Origin of the sequence: Bradyrhizobium diazoefficiens USDA 110, assembly GCF_000011365.1 — a bacterium.
In the GTDB taxonomy this organism is placed as follows: domain Bacteria; phylum Pseudomonadota; class Alphaproteobacteria; order Rhizobiales; family Xanthobacteraceae; genus Bradyrhizobium; species Bradyrhizobium diazoefficiens.
Genome location: NC_004463.1, coordinates 2,829,767 through 2,841,584, shown reverse-complemented (window position 1 = coordinate 2,841,584; position 11,818 = coordinate 2,829,767). Strand labels below are relative to the sequence as shown.

Here is an 11,818-nt window from a genome sequence, read left to right as displayed (position 1 = left end):
AATGGACCACGAAAAGGTCAACATCCTCCTCGTCGACGACCAGCCGGCCAAGCTGCTCGCCTATGAGGTGATCTTGAAGGAACTCGGCGAGAACCTCGTGATCGCCTCGTCCGGCCGCGAAGCGCTGGAGGTTCTGCTCAAGACCGAGATCGCGGTGATCCTGGTCGACGTCTGCATGCCCGAGCTCGACGGCTTCGAGCTCGCGGCGATGATCCGGGAGCATCCGCGCTTCCAGAAGACGGCGATGATCTTCATCTCGGCCATTCAGGTGAGCGACATCGACCGGTTGCGCGGCTATGAGATGGGTGCGGTCGACTATGTTCCGGTGCCGGTCGTGCCGGAGGTGCTGCGCGCCAAAGTCAAGGTGTTTGCCGAGCTGTACCGGAAGACCCGCGAGCTCGAACGGCTGAACCACGATCTCGAAGACCGTGTCCGTGCACGCACCGCGGAATTGGAGAACTCCACGGCGAAGCTGCGCGAGAGCGAAGAGCGTCGCAGCATGGCGATCGCCGCCGGCAAGATGGGATCATGGGACTGGGACTGGGTCAGCGGCGACTGGATGTGGGACGAGGGGCAGTATCGCATCTTTGGCGTGAGCCCGGAGAGCTTCGAGGTCAATCCGGCCAACGTTCAGGCACTGTTGCATCCCGATGACGTCGACCAATTGCGCAAGGCGATCGCCGAATTCAGCAAGGGCACACGCGCCTATGAGACGGAATTCCGCATTGTGCGGCCCGACGGCGATGTGCGCTGGTGTGTCGGCACGGCTGCCGCCACCGCCGACAATAGCGGCCGCGTGGTGCGCGTGAGCGGTGTCACCGTGGACATCACCGAGCGCAAGCGGGCCGAGGAGCGGCAGAATCTGCTGGCGCGGGAAGTCGATCATCGCGCCAAGAATGCGCTGGCGCTGGCGCAATCGATCGTGCGTCTCACCCGTGCCGACGAGGTCAAGGCCTACGTCAACGCCGTCGAGGGACGCATCAACGCGCTGGCGCGCGTGCATACGATCCTGTCGCTGTCGAGCTGGCAGGGCGCCGAACTCTCGAAGCTGATCGACGAGGAGCTCGCGCCCTACTCGCTCGGTGGCCAGATCAAGCTGGCGGGGCCCGAGGTTCAGTTGCTGCCGGCAACCGCCCAGACGCTGGCGCTCGCGCTGCACGAGCTTTTCACCAACTCGGCCAAGTATGGCGCGCTCTCGACGCGGTCGGGCCGGCTCATGATCGGCTGGCAGGTCGAGGAGGATCACCTCACACTGATCTGGGAGGAATCCGGCGGTCCGCTGGTGAGGACGCCGAAATCTCGCGGCTTCGGCACGCGGAGCCTGCTTGCGAGCGTCGAGTCCCAGCTCGGCGGAAAGGCGCAATTCGATTGGCGCGCCGAGGGCCTGTTGTGCCGCCTGGAAGTGCCGTTGACCCGGAAGACCCCAACCGGCGCCGCGCACGGCAAGTTCGAGGGCACCACCTCCCTCGCGCTCCAGCGCGCGTCGGGTTAACCCGACGCGGCGACCTTCATGCGCCGCACCGGCCGAGGTTCATGGGCGATGCGCCCTTCGAGCCAAGCTTCCGTTTGCGCGAGATCGCGTAACGCCATCGCATAGCGGCGGGCCGCGCTTCGCTCGGCACCGCGCGGCAGCTTGCGCGCCTTGCGCAGCATGTCGGCGGCCGCGTTTCGATAGGCCAGCGAGCGATAGAGAAAGACAACCTTACCCATATCGAATGTTCCCGTGTTGACGGGCTCCATGGTCGCAAGGTGGGCATGAACGTCGGATGAAGCCCGACGTGACAAATCGTTCATGCCGATGGAACCCGCAATCGCCGGCTGCGTTGCATGCAAGATCGAGGGCGGTTCCATGGGCGCGAAAAAGTCGCCGAAAAAGTCGCCAAGGCTGATCTCTCCTTCCGGCATCATCACGCTCTTGACGCACGCGATGATGGGCGCGGCGATCGGCCTCGCCTTCGGTCTCGTGCTCATTCTGTCCAACCCGGCGGTGGCAAATTTGCTGAACCATGGCGGAGATTCAGCCGCGGCCGTTTTCGTCGTCACGCTGGTGACGACGTTCGCGATCGGCGCGATGCTCACGGGCATCGTGTTCATCATCGCCGAGGACAAGGAATTTTGAAGCGCGCGTGAAACCCGCGAGGCTGCTTTGCCGGGAACTCCTGCGGCGAATGGCAGTTGGCTGCCTGCGTCATTTTAACTCAGGGAGTTCCTGCGCATGAAGACGACCAAGCTCGCCCTCGCCGTGATGTTGGCAACCGGCCTCGCCGCCGCCCCGTTCGCCGCACAGGCGAAGTCGCACAAGGCGAAACATGAGTCCTCGACGTCGTCCTCGCAGACGACGGGCGCCAACACGAAATCCAAGGGCGCCGATCCTTCCGGTCAGGGCGGCTCCGGTCCCGGCTCCGATCAGGGCGGCACCATGACGAACAAGGGTACTGGCAACACCAAGTAGACTCGCCGCCGTTCATCGAAGGCCCCGTGATCGCGGGGCCTTCTTGCTTTGCTGTTCGATACAATCCTTCTCACGCCACATCGTCGGCGCACGCCTTTAGCTGCGCCGGATGTCGGCGATGTTCGGGCCGCCTGCGGAGTTTGTCTTCACGAGATGGTCGAGCCGCGCCCGCTTGCGCGCGATCAGAAGCTGGGCCGCAGCGTCGTCGAGACCCTCACGCTGCAATTGCCGGATCGCGGACCCCAGCTCCAGGATCTCGGCGCGCAGTCTCAAGATCCGGTACGTGTCCGGGTCTTCCTCCACGGCATGCTCCCAAATGTCTCAGCGACGCACGATTGCGCGCGCGGGATCAGCGGCTTTCTTGAGGGAACGAAGACGTACACGATCGCGAACATCCGGCAGGACATCACCACCGCCAGCCGCCTTCCATTCGCCGATCAGCAGATTGATTTTCCGGCGCAGATCCATCTGCGCCAGGGCCTTTTCTGTGCAGTCGCGATCGCGGTCGACGAGCTCGCGCACGGACGCCTCGACATCGGCCATTTCCAGCCTCAAGGCACTGATCTTACGTCGAATTTCATTAATTCTGTTGTCCATGGCTTGTTAGAACAAAATAAGAACATATAGTCAAGTCACGATTTCAGAACGGAGAGGCCAGATGCAGGTTCAAGGTAAATACGACGCCAGGGTTTTCCTCGCGGAGCAGATGACGCGGGCACAAGGCCTGAGGTTGAAGCGGCTCAGCGAGGAGGCCTATCAGCCCACGCAATATGATCGGGGTCTGTCCTTCACTGAAGCTGCGCGCCGCATCCAGGTGCTCGAGGCGGAGATCGAACTGGCGAATTCCTTCTAGCCAGGCTGCGTCGCGCATCCGGACGTTGCGGGCGCGCCTTCGGAACCATGCCTGTGTCGAATGGTTTTCTCCCGGCCAAGGGAGAATCTGAATGGCACGCAAGGCAAAGAAGCGCCGTTACTCGCGCAGCGCCGGGAGCGATGTCGAAAGCGAAATGCGGCGCTACAAGAAGGGCACGGCCAAGAGCGGCCGCGGTGGTCGCGGCGGACGCGTGAAGAGCCGCAAGCAGGCGATCGCAATCGGCCTGTCGAAGGCGCGCAAGAAAGGCAAGAAGGTCCCGAAAAAGGCCTCGAAGAAAACTGCCAAGAAGAAGACGGCCAAGAGAGCAGCCAAGAAAAAGTCCAAGCGCAAATCCGCCAAGCGGTAGTGGCAATCGGCGCTAGATCATGCTGCCCGGCATGAAGCAGCGGATCGAGATGCCAAACGCGGTCTTCACCGGCCACACCATGGTGCGACCGGCGCGGTTCGGCTCGGTGATGACGGCTTCATCGGGCACATCGACCCACTGCCCATCGAGGCGGACGCGATAGTGCCCGTCATGCGATTCCCAATCGGGATCGGAGACGGCAAATCCGTCGGCATCCGAGCAGCACGGGCCGAGATGGCTGCGCAGACTGTCGAACCAGGGCTTGAGCGGCGAATCGGCGTAGCGGCCGTCATCACGCCCCAGGGCGCTTCCAGCCGACAGTACGAGCGGCGCCACGAGCAGCGCACATCTCAGCGAGAGCTTCAATCGATCCATGTCGGCACCGATCAAATACGAACCGCCGGCCGGTTCCACAAAACGGCCGGACGTCCGAAGTTCCACTCTAGCAGCTCGCCTTGGCGTCTTCATTGCCGCCAAGGCGACACGCGATTTCGAACTCTGACGAGCGAACGCGGCTTTTTCGGACGAACCCGTCACCAATGCTGCCGTTAACGAGAATGTTATCGGCGGGCTGTTGGTATCCCGGATGCAAACGAGAAAAGGCGGCCCGAAGGCCGCCCTTTTGGATTTGCGCTGGTGGAGCTCGACTTACGCGAGCGGCACCGCGACGAACCGGGTCGCGTCCGCGCTTCTGATCTGCAACAGCACGCTGTTCTTGCCGGACGATTTCGCCTGCGCCAGCTCGGCGCGGACGTCGCCGACATTGGCGACGGGCTTGCCGCCGACATTGAGGATGACGTCGCCGGTCTGGATGCCGCGCTGCGCCGCCGGCCCTTGCGGATCGACCTCGGTGACGACGACGCCCTTCTGGCCGGCGCCCTGCACGTCGCCGGCCGGCGCCAAGCTGAGCCCGAGGCGCGGCGTGCCGTTGCCCGGCTGCGCCTTGCCCTCGTCGGCCTTGCCTTGAGCCTGCCGCTCGTTCGGCAGCTCGCCGAGCGCGAGGGTCACCGTCTTGCTCGCGCCCTTGTGGAAGACGTCGAGCTTCACGGACGTGCCCGGCGCCAGCGTGGCGACGGTGCGGGCGAGATCGCGGGAGTCCTTGATCGCGGTGCCGTTGACGGCGGTGATGACGTCGCCCGCCTCGATGCCGGCCTTTGCCGCCGGGCTATTGTCCTGCGGATTGTCGACGATCGCGCCGCGCGCCTCCTTCAGGCCGAGGCTGTCGGCGATCTCTGATGTCACCGGCTGCACCTGCACGCCGAGCCAGCCGCGGGTGACCGCACCCTTGTCCTTCAACTGCGCGACGACGAGCTTTGCGGTCGTGGCCGGAATGTCGAAGCCGATGCCGACCGAACCGCCCGACGGCGAGAAGATCGCAGTGTTCACGCCTATCACGTTGCCGCTCATGTCGAAGGCCGGGCCGCCGGAATTGCCCTTGTTGATGGGCGCGTCGATCTGGATGAAGTCGTCATAGGGGCCGTTGCCGATGTCGCGGCCGCTCGCCGAGACGATGCCGGCGGTCACGGTGCCGCCGAGGCCGAAGGGATTGCCGACCGCGACCACCCAGTCGCCGATCCGCGGCTTCTGGTCGGAGAACTTGACGAAGGGAAAGTCCTTCTTGCCATCGACCTTGATCAGCGCGAGATCGGTCTTCGGATCGGTGCCGACCACCTTCGCGGTGTAGCTCGTCCCGTCGTCCATGGTGACCTGCACGGACTCGGCGTGGTCGACGACGTGGTTGTTGGTCACGGCATAGCCGTCGGCTGAGATGAAGAAGCCGGAGCCTTCGCCCGTGACCATCTGGTGACGCTGGCGCGGCATGCCGTTCATGCCACCCGGAAGGCGGAAGCCGAACTGCCGCGAGAACTGGTCGAACGGCGCGTCCTCGTCGGAATCCATCCGGTTCTGTTGCAGCATCGCGCTCTTGTCGTTGTCCTGGTCGATCCTGACCCGCACCGAGATGACGGCAGGTTTGACCCTGGCGACGAGGTCGCCGAAGCCCGGCGGAGTCGCAGCGCTTTCCGCGGCCTGGGCCGGCGCGATGAAGGAGGTCACGCCGAGCGGCGAAGAGCCGGGAGATGCCGCCAGCACAGCCACGCCAAGCGCGGCCACGGTGCCGAGCAGCGCGAGCCGGCGCGGCTTCAAGATCCTGCGGGACGTGGTGATGTCGGAATTGACGCGGTCATTCATGTCGAAATGTCCATGTTGGGTCAGGTGTCGCCTTGCACGCAACATGGCCGCCGCGACCTTACGGTGTCCCGTCCGCGCGATTAAATCTTGGCAAAGTTGGTGCGGTCAGCGGCCGGGCCAAAAATCGGGGCTGCACATTTGATGCAGCTCAACGCCGCCCCTTCGCGCGGTGAAAGACTGCGGGCACCGAATGATGTCCATCGGAGGCGCGCCATGTACAAAGATATTCTCGTCCACGTCCCGACCGAGCGCCCGATGCGTCCCGTGATCGACGGCTCGATCTCGCTCGCGGCGCATTTCAACGCCCATCTCGACGCGGTCGCGGTCGGCTATGTCGCAACCAGCGCGGCTTATGTCATGGAGGGCGGGGCCGCCGTGGCGGCCGTGTTCGAACTGGAACGCGAGCGGGCAGTTGAGCGGGCCGAGGCCGCGCTCGCGGTGTTCGGAAGCGAAGCGGCGAACGCCGGCATTTCCTACACGTGCCGCCCGATCGGCGCGATTCCGGCGGACGCGGCCGGCTCGCTCGGCGAGATGGCGCGACTGCACGATCTCAGCATCGTACTTCAGCCGAATCCGGAGCAAGGCTCGTTCGACAACGACCTGCCGCGCGAGATTCTGTTCCACGCGGGCGGCCCCGTGCTGTTCCTGCCTTACACCTTCCGTGGCGCCTTCAAGGCGAACCGGATCGGCATCTGCTGGGACGGCAGCCGGCTCGCCGCCCGCGCGATGCGCGACGCCGCACCGTTCCTGGCCCGCGCCGAAGAGATCGTGATCATCACGATCAACGAAGCCGACACGGTGCCCGGCGAAGTGTCGGCAGGCAATCTGGCAAGACATCTCGGCCGGCGCGGGCTCTCGACCCGCACGGTCGGCCTGTCAGCGACCCGCTCCGAGATTCAGCCGACCATCCTGTCGCTGGCGGCCGACGAGAGCCTCGATCTCCTGGTGATGGGCGGCTACGGCCATTCGCGATTGCAGGAGCGCGTTCTCGGCGGCGTCACCCGCGCCATGCTGGAAGCCATGACGGTGCCGACGCTGATGTCGCACTGACCGAAGCCGGCCCGACGCTCTCAAGCCGCAGCGGGGGTCTCCCATCCAGCGGTTGCGGTGGCGTCCTCGTCGCGTTGCACATTGCACGCATCGAAATGCGCCTTCAGCGCGAGTTCGGCGAGGTATTCGAAATGTTCGGCCTGGCCGAGGAGTTCCCAGTTCTGGAGCGGCCGATAGGCCGCCTGCTGGCGACAGAGGGACGCAAGCGCCCGGTAGCGACGTACGTTCTCCATGAGAATCTCCCTCTCGGTCACACCCGGCTTATTTCTCCGGTTTGCGTCAGGGGCATTGCACTTGTGCGAAACATTTTCTGCGCAATGCCGGTCAGTCTCGGGAATGTTAACCTGTGCTGCAACGCGGCCGCTTTGCTTTGGCGCAAACTTTACAATTGTTTGGCGATTGTTCTTGGCACGGCTCAATGCGGACCCAGCCACAAAGTTACGGCATGTGTGAGGCAAAGCACAGCCGGACTTCCTTATCGCGCGTATAAATTTTTGCGTATGGCCGCAAACAAGGTAACGGCGGTACACCAAGGCTACGCGCTCAACGCAGCCTGCGACTTTGGAGCCGCGCGGGCATGGAACCGGCGGCTCATTTCGTTTCTGGCGGCGATGGCTAGGCGTAGAGGCGGCGTTCCACGGTCACGCCGACCAGGTCGAGATAGCGTTCGATCAGGTCGGGACGGCCGACGAGATAGCCCTGCATCTCCTCGCAGGCCTCGCGCGCCAGGAAGGCGCGCTGCGCCTCCGTCTCCACCCCTTCAGCGATGACCGGAATATTCAGCGCGTGCGCGAGGCTCAGGACCGCGCGGACGATCTCGGCCGATTGCGGCGTCGCCTCGAGGTTGGAGATGAAGCTGCGATCGATCTTGATCTTGTCGAACGGAAACGACTGGAGATAGGACAGCGAGGAGTAGCCGGTGCCGAAATCGTCCATCGCAATGCGGATGCCGAGAGCCTTCAACCGCCGCAGCAGGTTGAGCGCGCGGGTAAAATCGCCGATCAGCACGCCCTCGGTGATCTCGACCTCGAGCCGCGTCGGCGCAAGCCCCGTCTCCAGCAGGATCTGGTGGATCGAGCGCTCGAGGTCGCCGGCCTGGACCTGGACCGGTGACAAATTGACCGCGACCTGCAGGGGCCGCGGCCAGGATGCCGCCTCGCGGCAAGCCTCGCGCAGAACCCATTCGCCGATCTGGACGATCAGCCCGTTCTCCTCGGCGAGCGGAATGAACCGGTCCGGCGGCACGAAGCCCCGCGTCGGGTGATTCCAGCGCAGCAGCGCCTCGAAGCCGATGACCTCGCCATCCATTCGCGCCTGCGGCTGGAAGTGGACGAGGAACTGGTTCTGCTCCAGCGCCTGACGCAGATCGTGCTGCAACAGCCTGCGATCGCGCAGTTCCTGGTCCGTCTCGGATTCGAAGAAGCGGACCCTGGCCCTGCCCTCGCGCTTGGCGCGATAGAGCGCGGAATCGGCGTTGGCGAGCAGCGTCGCGGCATCCACGCCGTCATCGGGATAAACGGCGATGCCGACGCTGACGCCGACCTGGGAGAGATAGTCGTCGATCTCGAGCTCCTTGCCTATGACCTCGACCAGGCGCTCGGCGAGCGTCAGCATATCCTCGCGGCGGGCGTTGTCCGGCATCAGGATCATGAACTCGTCGCCGCCGATGCGGGCGACGAAAGCGCCGTCGGCTTCCGCGGCAAGGCGATCCGCCGCCGCCCGCATCAGCATGTCGCCGACGGGATGGCCGAACACGTCGTTGACCTCCTTGAAGCGATCGAGATCGAGGCTGAGCACCGCAAAACTGGTCAACGCCTCCTGCGCCAGCTCCAGCCGTTCGTCCAGCTCCGCGTTGAAGGCGCTGCGGTTCGGCAAGTCGGTCAAGGCATCATGATGGGCAAGATGACTGATGCGTGCCTGGCTCGCGAGCTGCTCGGTGACGTCCTCGATCACACCGACCACGTATTGAGGCGTACCGTTCCCATCCCTGATCAACAGCTTGCGTGAATTGACGACGCGATCGTGACCGTTGACACCAACTTCGAGCAGATGCCCCTCCAGGAACATCGGCTCGCCGGTGTCCACGACCCGGCGATCCTGCTCGTTGACGACGCGGGCGACGTCGGCCGGGAAAATCTCTTCGGGCGTCCTCCCCAGCATCTGCTCACGCGGCAGGCCGTAATAGTCCTCGCCGGCACGGTTGAGCAGGATGTAGCGGGAATCCTTCGCGCATTTCGCAAACACGGCAATCGGGATGTTTTCGACGATGGTGTCGAGGAACTCCCGGGTCCGCAGCAGATCTTGCTCGACCTCATCGTGCGTGTGCGCACTTGCGTCGATGACCCGGTGGCGGTCGCGTTCGTTCGCCTCATAGGCCGCACTGACGAGCTCGCCCAGCTTGACGACATCGACCTGTCCGGTCGCTCCGGTGGCACAGCGAAGCTGCTCGGCGAACAAGCGATGCATGCTCATGCCATCGCCCCACGCCGCGTGCGGGCCTCATGCCCGCAAATATCTTCGATCCGCATCCCCGCGCTCTCTCGCGTTCCTGAACCGCAGATTGAGACACCTAGCATTGCGCGGGCGTTAATCGCACCTTCGCCTCGGACGCGGTGGTTACCCCGACCTGAAGGAATCCGATCACCTTGTGCGGCAGGTTCCGTGGAACCCCGGAGGAAAGTGGCACGCGTTGGCACAACCGACACCCGGGGTGCACGGCTCCCGTAGTCTACCGGAGGCGCGCGCTTTCGCCGGCGCGCATCGGCTGCACCGAAATATCCTGCAGCTTCGAAACCCGGCCGGCCTCGGCGGCGACGCGAATGGCCGCGATGTTGCCGGCGTAGTCGGCGCTGCTCTTGCCGCGGAACACCGCGGAACCAGCTACGAGCGTATCGGCACCCGCGGCGGCTACAGCAGCTGCGTTCTCGCGCGTGATGCCGCCATCGACCTCGAGCCGGATCGGCCGGTCGCCGATCACGGTTCGAATGCGCTTGATCTTTTCAAGCTGGGACTCGAGGAAGGACTGGCCGCCAAAGCCCGGATTGACCGTCATCACCAACACCAGATCGATACGGTCGAGCACGTATTCGATCGCGCCTTCCGATGTCGCCGGGCACAGGCTGACGCCGGCCTTTTTCCCGAGCGCACGGACCGCCTGCAGTGTGCGGTCGAGATGCGGGCCCGCTTCGGCATGAACGGTGATGACATCGGCCCCGGCCTTCGCGAACGCATCGAGATAAGGATCGACCGGCGCGATCATGAGATGCACGTCGAAGACCTTCTTCGTCACCGGCCGGATCGCCTTGATGACGTCGGCGCCGAAGCTGATGTTCGGGACGAAATGTCCGTCCATGACATCGCAATGGATCCAGTCGGCGCCGGCCGCGTCGATGGCCGCGATCTCCTCGCCGAGACGGGCGAAGTCTGCAGCCAGGATTGAGGGGGCGATAAGAATCTCGCTGGTCATGGCTTTGCACTCCGCACGTCGGCCCCGCCGCTGAAGACGCGGCTCGCCAGCACGTCCACGGGGTCGATGGTTTCGAGGTCGGAAATGTCGAGCACCCGGTCGAGATCGCACACCAGGCGATCGGCCTGCCGCAACCGCATGCGATCGACGGCATTGCGGATCGAGCGGGCGTTGGAGAAGAACGGCTGGGTCCGCCGCAGCGCGATGTATCTCTCAAAGGCCTCGCGCGCGGTCGCCGAGAAGCGATAGCCGCGCTCCTTCAGCATCAGCTCGGCAATGACGAGCAGCTCGGCTTCCGCATAGTCCGGAAACTCGACGTGGTGGGCGATGCGCGAACGGAAGCCGGGATTGGAGGCGAAGAAGCTGGTCATTCGCTCGCCATAGCCGGCGAGGATCACGACGAGATCCTCGCGCTGGTTCTCCATCACCTGAAGCAGGATCTCGATCGCCTCCTGACCGTAGTCGCGCTCATTGTCCGGCCGGTGCAGATAATAGGCCTCGTCGATGAACAGCACGCCGCCCATCGCCTTCTTCAAGATCTCCTTCGTCTTCGGCGCAGTGTGGCCGATATACTGGCCGACGAGATCGTCACGCGTCACGGAGATCACCTGACCGCGCCGCACGAAACCGAGCCCGTGCAGGATCTTCGCCATGCGCAGCGCCACGGTGGTCTTGCCGGTGCCGGGATTGCCGGTGAACGACATGTGCAGCGTCGGCGGTGCGGAGGCGAGGCCCGCACGCTGCCGGATGCGCTCGATCAGCAGAAGCGAAGCGATCTGGCGCACACGGTTCTTGACCGGCCGGAGGCCGACCAGCTCCTGCTCGAGCTGCTGCAGCGTATCCGTAATCCCGGCCGCTTCGGCTTCCTTGCGGAGATCGAAATTGGTCTCGCCGCCTTCGGCGGTCGTAGCATGGGGCACGTCAAGCATCGGCACCTCGAAGAAAAGAGCTTCGCCGCGGGGAGGCGGCGAAGCAGTGGTCCGCCAAGGAAACGGAGCAGGGAGAGCTCCGCGCGGAAACGGATGATCAGGACACGTGTGCGGGAGCCTTTCGCACGGTGGTGTAGCGGATTGCGCGTCCCCCCACTTCCTGGCGCACCAGCTCGAATTCGGCTTCCTGCGGCGGCCGGTTGACGAGGAAGGAGATTCGCACCGACTCCCAGCCAGGGCTGGAATCGAAGCCACTGATGCGGATGTAGCGGTCGCCATACACCCTGCGGCACTCCGCGAGCTCCATCATCACGCCGGCGGCGTCCTGGAGGTCGAACATCGGCAGGCCCCACATCTCCCAATAGGTGTTGCGGGGATGCGGATCGTCAGTGAACTCGATGTTCACCGCCCAGCCCTTGGCGAGGCAATACTGCACCTGCTTATAGATCTGGTCGTCGGTCAGATCGGGTAGGAACGAGAAGCAGCCCTGGGTCAGTTTCATGTCTCATCT

At 64.2% G+C, this 11,818-nt stretch carries 16 protein-coding genes; 6 read left to right on the top strand and 10 right to left on the bottom strand.

All coding sequences use genetic code 11. The annotated features are described in order from the left end of the window. Position 1 precedes the first annotated feature (1 nt). Positions 2–1,492, top strand: coding sequence for an HWE histidine kinase domain-containing protein (locus BJA_RS12830; RefSeq protein ID WP_011085384.1), 1,491 nt, complete (start codon positions 2–4; stop codon positions 1,490–1,492). Here BJA_RS12830 and BJA_RS43020 read toward each other — a convergent pair. Continuing rightward, the gene (locus BJA_RS43020; RefSeq protein ID WP_231166658.1) at positions 1,489–1,908 is read right to left on the bottom strand and encodes a hypothetical protein; all 420 of its coding nucleotides are present in this window, start codon (positions 1,906–1,908) and stop codon (positions 1,489–1,491) included. The genes BJA_RS12830 and BJA_RS43020 overlap by 4 nt on opposite strands. Between BJA_RS43020 and BJA_RS12820 the strand changes: the two genes are divergently transcribed. Together BJA_RS12820 and BJA_RS12815 are read left to right on the top strand one after the other, a co-directional pair. Next, positions 1,850–2,119: a hypothetical protein gene (locus BJA_RS12820; RefSeq protein WP_028175372.1), complete on the top strand. Its 270-nt coding sequence runs from the start codon at positions 1,850–1,852 to the stop codon at positions 2,117–2,119. The genes BJA_RS43020 and BJA_RS12820 overlap by 59 nt on opposite strands. A gap of 96 nt (positions 2,120–2,215) precedes the next feature. Then, positions 2,216–2,452 carry a hypothetical protein gene (locus BJA_RS12815; RefSeq protein ID WP_011085382.1) on the top strand — a complete coding sequence of 79 codons (237 nt, stop codon included), beginning with the start codon at positions 2,216–2,218 and terminating at the stop codon, positions 2,450–2,452. Between the two features lie 96 nt (positions 2,453–2,548). Here BJA_RS12815 and BJA_RS12810 read toward each other — a convergent pair whose 3' ends face one another. Then, entirely contained in the window at positions 2,549–2,755 is a 207-nt protein-coding gene (locus tag BJA_RS12810) for a hypothetical protein (protein ID WP_038965905.1), read from the bottom strand. Positions 2,756–2,773: 18 nt separating this feature from the next. Next, complete coding sequence (locus BJA_RS12805) at positions 2,774–2,995, bottom strand: hypothetical protein (protein ID WP_038965906.1); 222 nt, start codon at positions 2,993–2,995, stop codon at positions 2,774–2,776. Positions 2,996–3,110: 115 nt separating this feature from the next. Between BJA_RS12805 and BJA_RS12800 the strand changes: the two genes are divergently transcribed. Both BJA_RS12800 and BJA_RS12795 read left to right on the top strand, forming a co-directional pair. Beyond that, positions 3,111–3,305 (top strand): DUF3072 domain-containing protein, encoded by a 195-nt coding sequence (locus tag BJA_RS12800; RefSeq protein WP_028175376.1) that lies wholly within the window; start codon positions 3,111–3,113, stop codon positions 3,303–3,305. A gap of 91 nt (positions 3,306–3,396) precedes the next feature. Beyond that, on the top strand, positions 3,397–3,672 hold the full coding sequence (locus BJA_RS12795; protein WP_011085379.1) for a DUF6496 domain-containing protein: 276 nt from the start codon (positions 3,397–3,399) through the stop codon (positions 3,670–3,672). 12 nt (positions 3,673–3,684) lie between these two features. Here the strand turns inward: BJA_RS12795 and BJA_RS12790 are convergent, their stop codons facing one another. After that, positions 3,685–4,047 (bottom strand): hypothetical protein, encoded by a 363-nt coding sequence (locus BJA_RS12790; protein ID WP_028175378.1) that lies wholly within the window; start codon positions 4,045–4,047, stop codon positions 3,685–3,687. A gap of 273 nt (positions 4,048–4,320) precedes the next feature. Then, positions 4,321–5,862: a Do family serine endopeptidase gene (locus BJA_RS12785; RefSeq protein WP_028175379.1), complete on the bottom strand. Its 1,542-nt coding sequence runs from the start codon at positions 5,860–5,862 to the stop codon at positions 4,321–4,323. Between the two features lie 213 nt (positions 5,863–6,075). Here BJA_RS12785 and BJA_RS12780 point away from each other — a divergent pair, with 213 nt between their 5' ends. Continuing rightward, positions 6,076–6,912 (top strand): universal stress protein, encoded by an 837-nt coding sequence (locus BJA_RS12780; RefSeq protein WP_028175380.1) that lies wholly within the window; start codon positions 6,076–6,078, stop codon positions 6,910–6,912. 20 nt (positions 6,913–6,932) lie between these two features. Here BJA_RS12780 and BJA_RS12775 read toward each other — a convergent pair whose 3' ends face one another. The 5 genes from BJA_RS12775 to BJA_RS12755 form a co-directional block, all read right to left on the bottom strand. Further along, positions 6,933–7,145, bottom strand: a complete 213-nt coding sequence (locus BJA_RS12775) for a hypothetical protein (RefSeq protein WP_028175381.1) — start codon at positions 7,143–7,145, stop codon at positions 6,933–6,935. A gap of 382 nt (positions 7,146–7,527) precedes the next feature. Continuing rightward, positions 7,528–9,384, bottom strand: coding sequence for a putative bifunctional diguanylate cyclase/phosphodiesterase (locus tag BJA_RS12770; RefSeq protein WP_011085375.1), 1,857 nt, complete (start codon positions 9,382–9,384; stop codon positions 7,528–7,530). A 256-nt stretch (positions 9,385–9,640) separates the two neighbouring features. After that, positions 9,641–10,378, bottom strand: a complete 738-nt coding sequence (rpe, locus tag BJA_RS12765) for a ribulose-phosphate 3-epimerase (protein ID WP_011085374.1) — start codon at positions 10,376–10,378, stop codon at positions 9,641–9,643. Next, positions 10,375–11,307 (bottom strand): CbbX protein, encoded by a 933-nt coding sequence (cbbX, locus tag BJA_RS12760; protein WP_038965909.1) that lies wholly within the window; start codon positions 11,305–11,307, stop codon positions 10,375–10,377. The genes rpe and cbbX overlap by 4 nt, the downstream gene beginning before the upstream one ends. 97 nt (positions 11,308–11,404) lie before the next feature. After that, positions 11,405–11,809 (bottom strand): ribulose bisphosphate carboxylase small subunit, encoded by a 405-nt coding sequence (locus BJA_RS12755; RefSeq protein WP_011085372.1) that lies wholly within the window; start codon positions 11,807–11,809, stop codon positions 11,405–11,407. Positions 11,810–11,818: the final 9 nt, after the last annotated feature.

Excerpts from the sequence above, each read along its gene's own strand:
- BJA_RS12830 (WP_011085384.1), top strand. The coding sequence starts at position 2 with ATGGACCACGAAAAGGTCAACATCCTCCTCGTCGACGACCAGCCGGCC.
- BJA_RS12820 (WP_028175372.1), top strand. The coding sequence starts at position 1,850 with ATGGGCGCGAAAAAGTCGCCGAAAAAGTCGCCAAGGCTGATCTCTCCT.
- BJA_RS43020 (WP_231166658.1), bottom strand. The coding sequence starts at position 1,908 with ATGATGCCGGAAGGAGAGATCAGCCTTGGCGACTTTTTCGGCGACTTT.
- BJA_RS12815 (WP_011085382.1), top strand. The coding sequence starts at position 2,216 with ATGAAGACGACCAAGCTCGCCCTCGCCGTGATGTTGGCAACCGGCCTC.
- BJA_RS12805 (WP_038965906.1), bottom strand. The coding sequence starts at position 2,995 with ATGGCCGATGTCGAGGCGTCCGTGCGCGAGCTCGTCGACCGCGATCGC.
- BJA_RS12800 (WP_028175376.1), top strand. The coding sequence starts at position 3,111 with ATGCAGGTTCAAGGTAAATACGACGCCAGGGTTTTCCTCGCGGAGCAG.
- BJA_RS12795 (WP_011085379.1), top strand. The coding sequence starts at position 3,397 with ATGGCACGCAAGGCAAAGAAGCGCCGTTACTCGCGCAGCGCCGGGAGC.
- BJA_RS12790 (WP_028175378.1), bottom strand. The coding sequence starts at position 4,047 with ATGGATCGATTGAAGCTCTCGCTGAGATGTGCGCTGCTCGTGGCGCCG.
- BJA_RS12785 (WP_028175379.1), bottom strand. The coding sequence starts at position 5,862 with ATGAATGACCGCGTCAATTCCGACATCACCACGTCCCGCAGGATCTTG.
- BJA_RS12780 (WP_028175380.1), top strand. The coding sequence starts at position 6,076 with ATGTACAAAGATATTCTCGTCCACGTCCCGACCGAGCGCCCGATGCGT.
- BJA_RS12775 (WP_028175381.1), bottom strand. The coding sequence starts at position 7,145 with ATGGAGAACGTACGTCGCTACCGGGCGCTTGCGTCCCTCTGTCGCCAG.
- BJA_RS12770 (WP_011085375.1), bottom strand. The coding sequence starts at position 9,384 with ATGAGCATGCATCGCTTGTTCGCCGAGCAGCTTCGCTGTGCCACCGGA.
- rpe (WP_011085374.1), bottom strand. The coding sequence starts at position 10,378 with ATGACCAGCGAGATTCTTATCGCCCCCTCAATCCTGGCTGCAGACTTC.
- cbbX (WP_038965909.1), bottom strand. The coding sequence starts at position 11,307 with ATGCTTGACGTGCCCCATGCTACGACCGCCGAAGGCGGCGAGACCAAT.
- BJA_RS12755 (WP_011085372.1), bottom strand. The coding sequence starts at position 11,809 with ATGAAACTGACCCAGGGCTGCTTCTCGTTCCTACCCGATCTGACCGAC.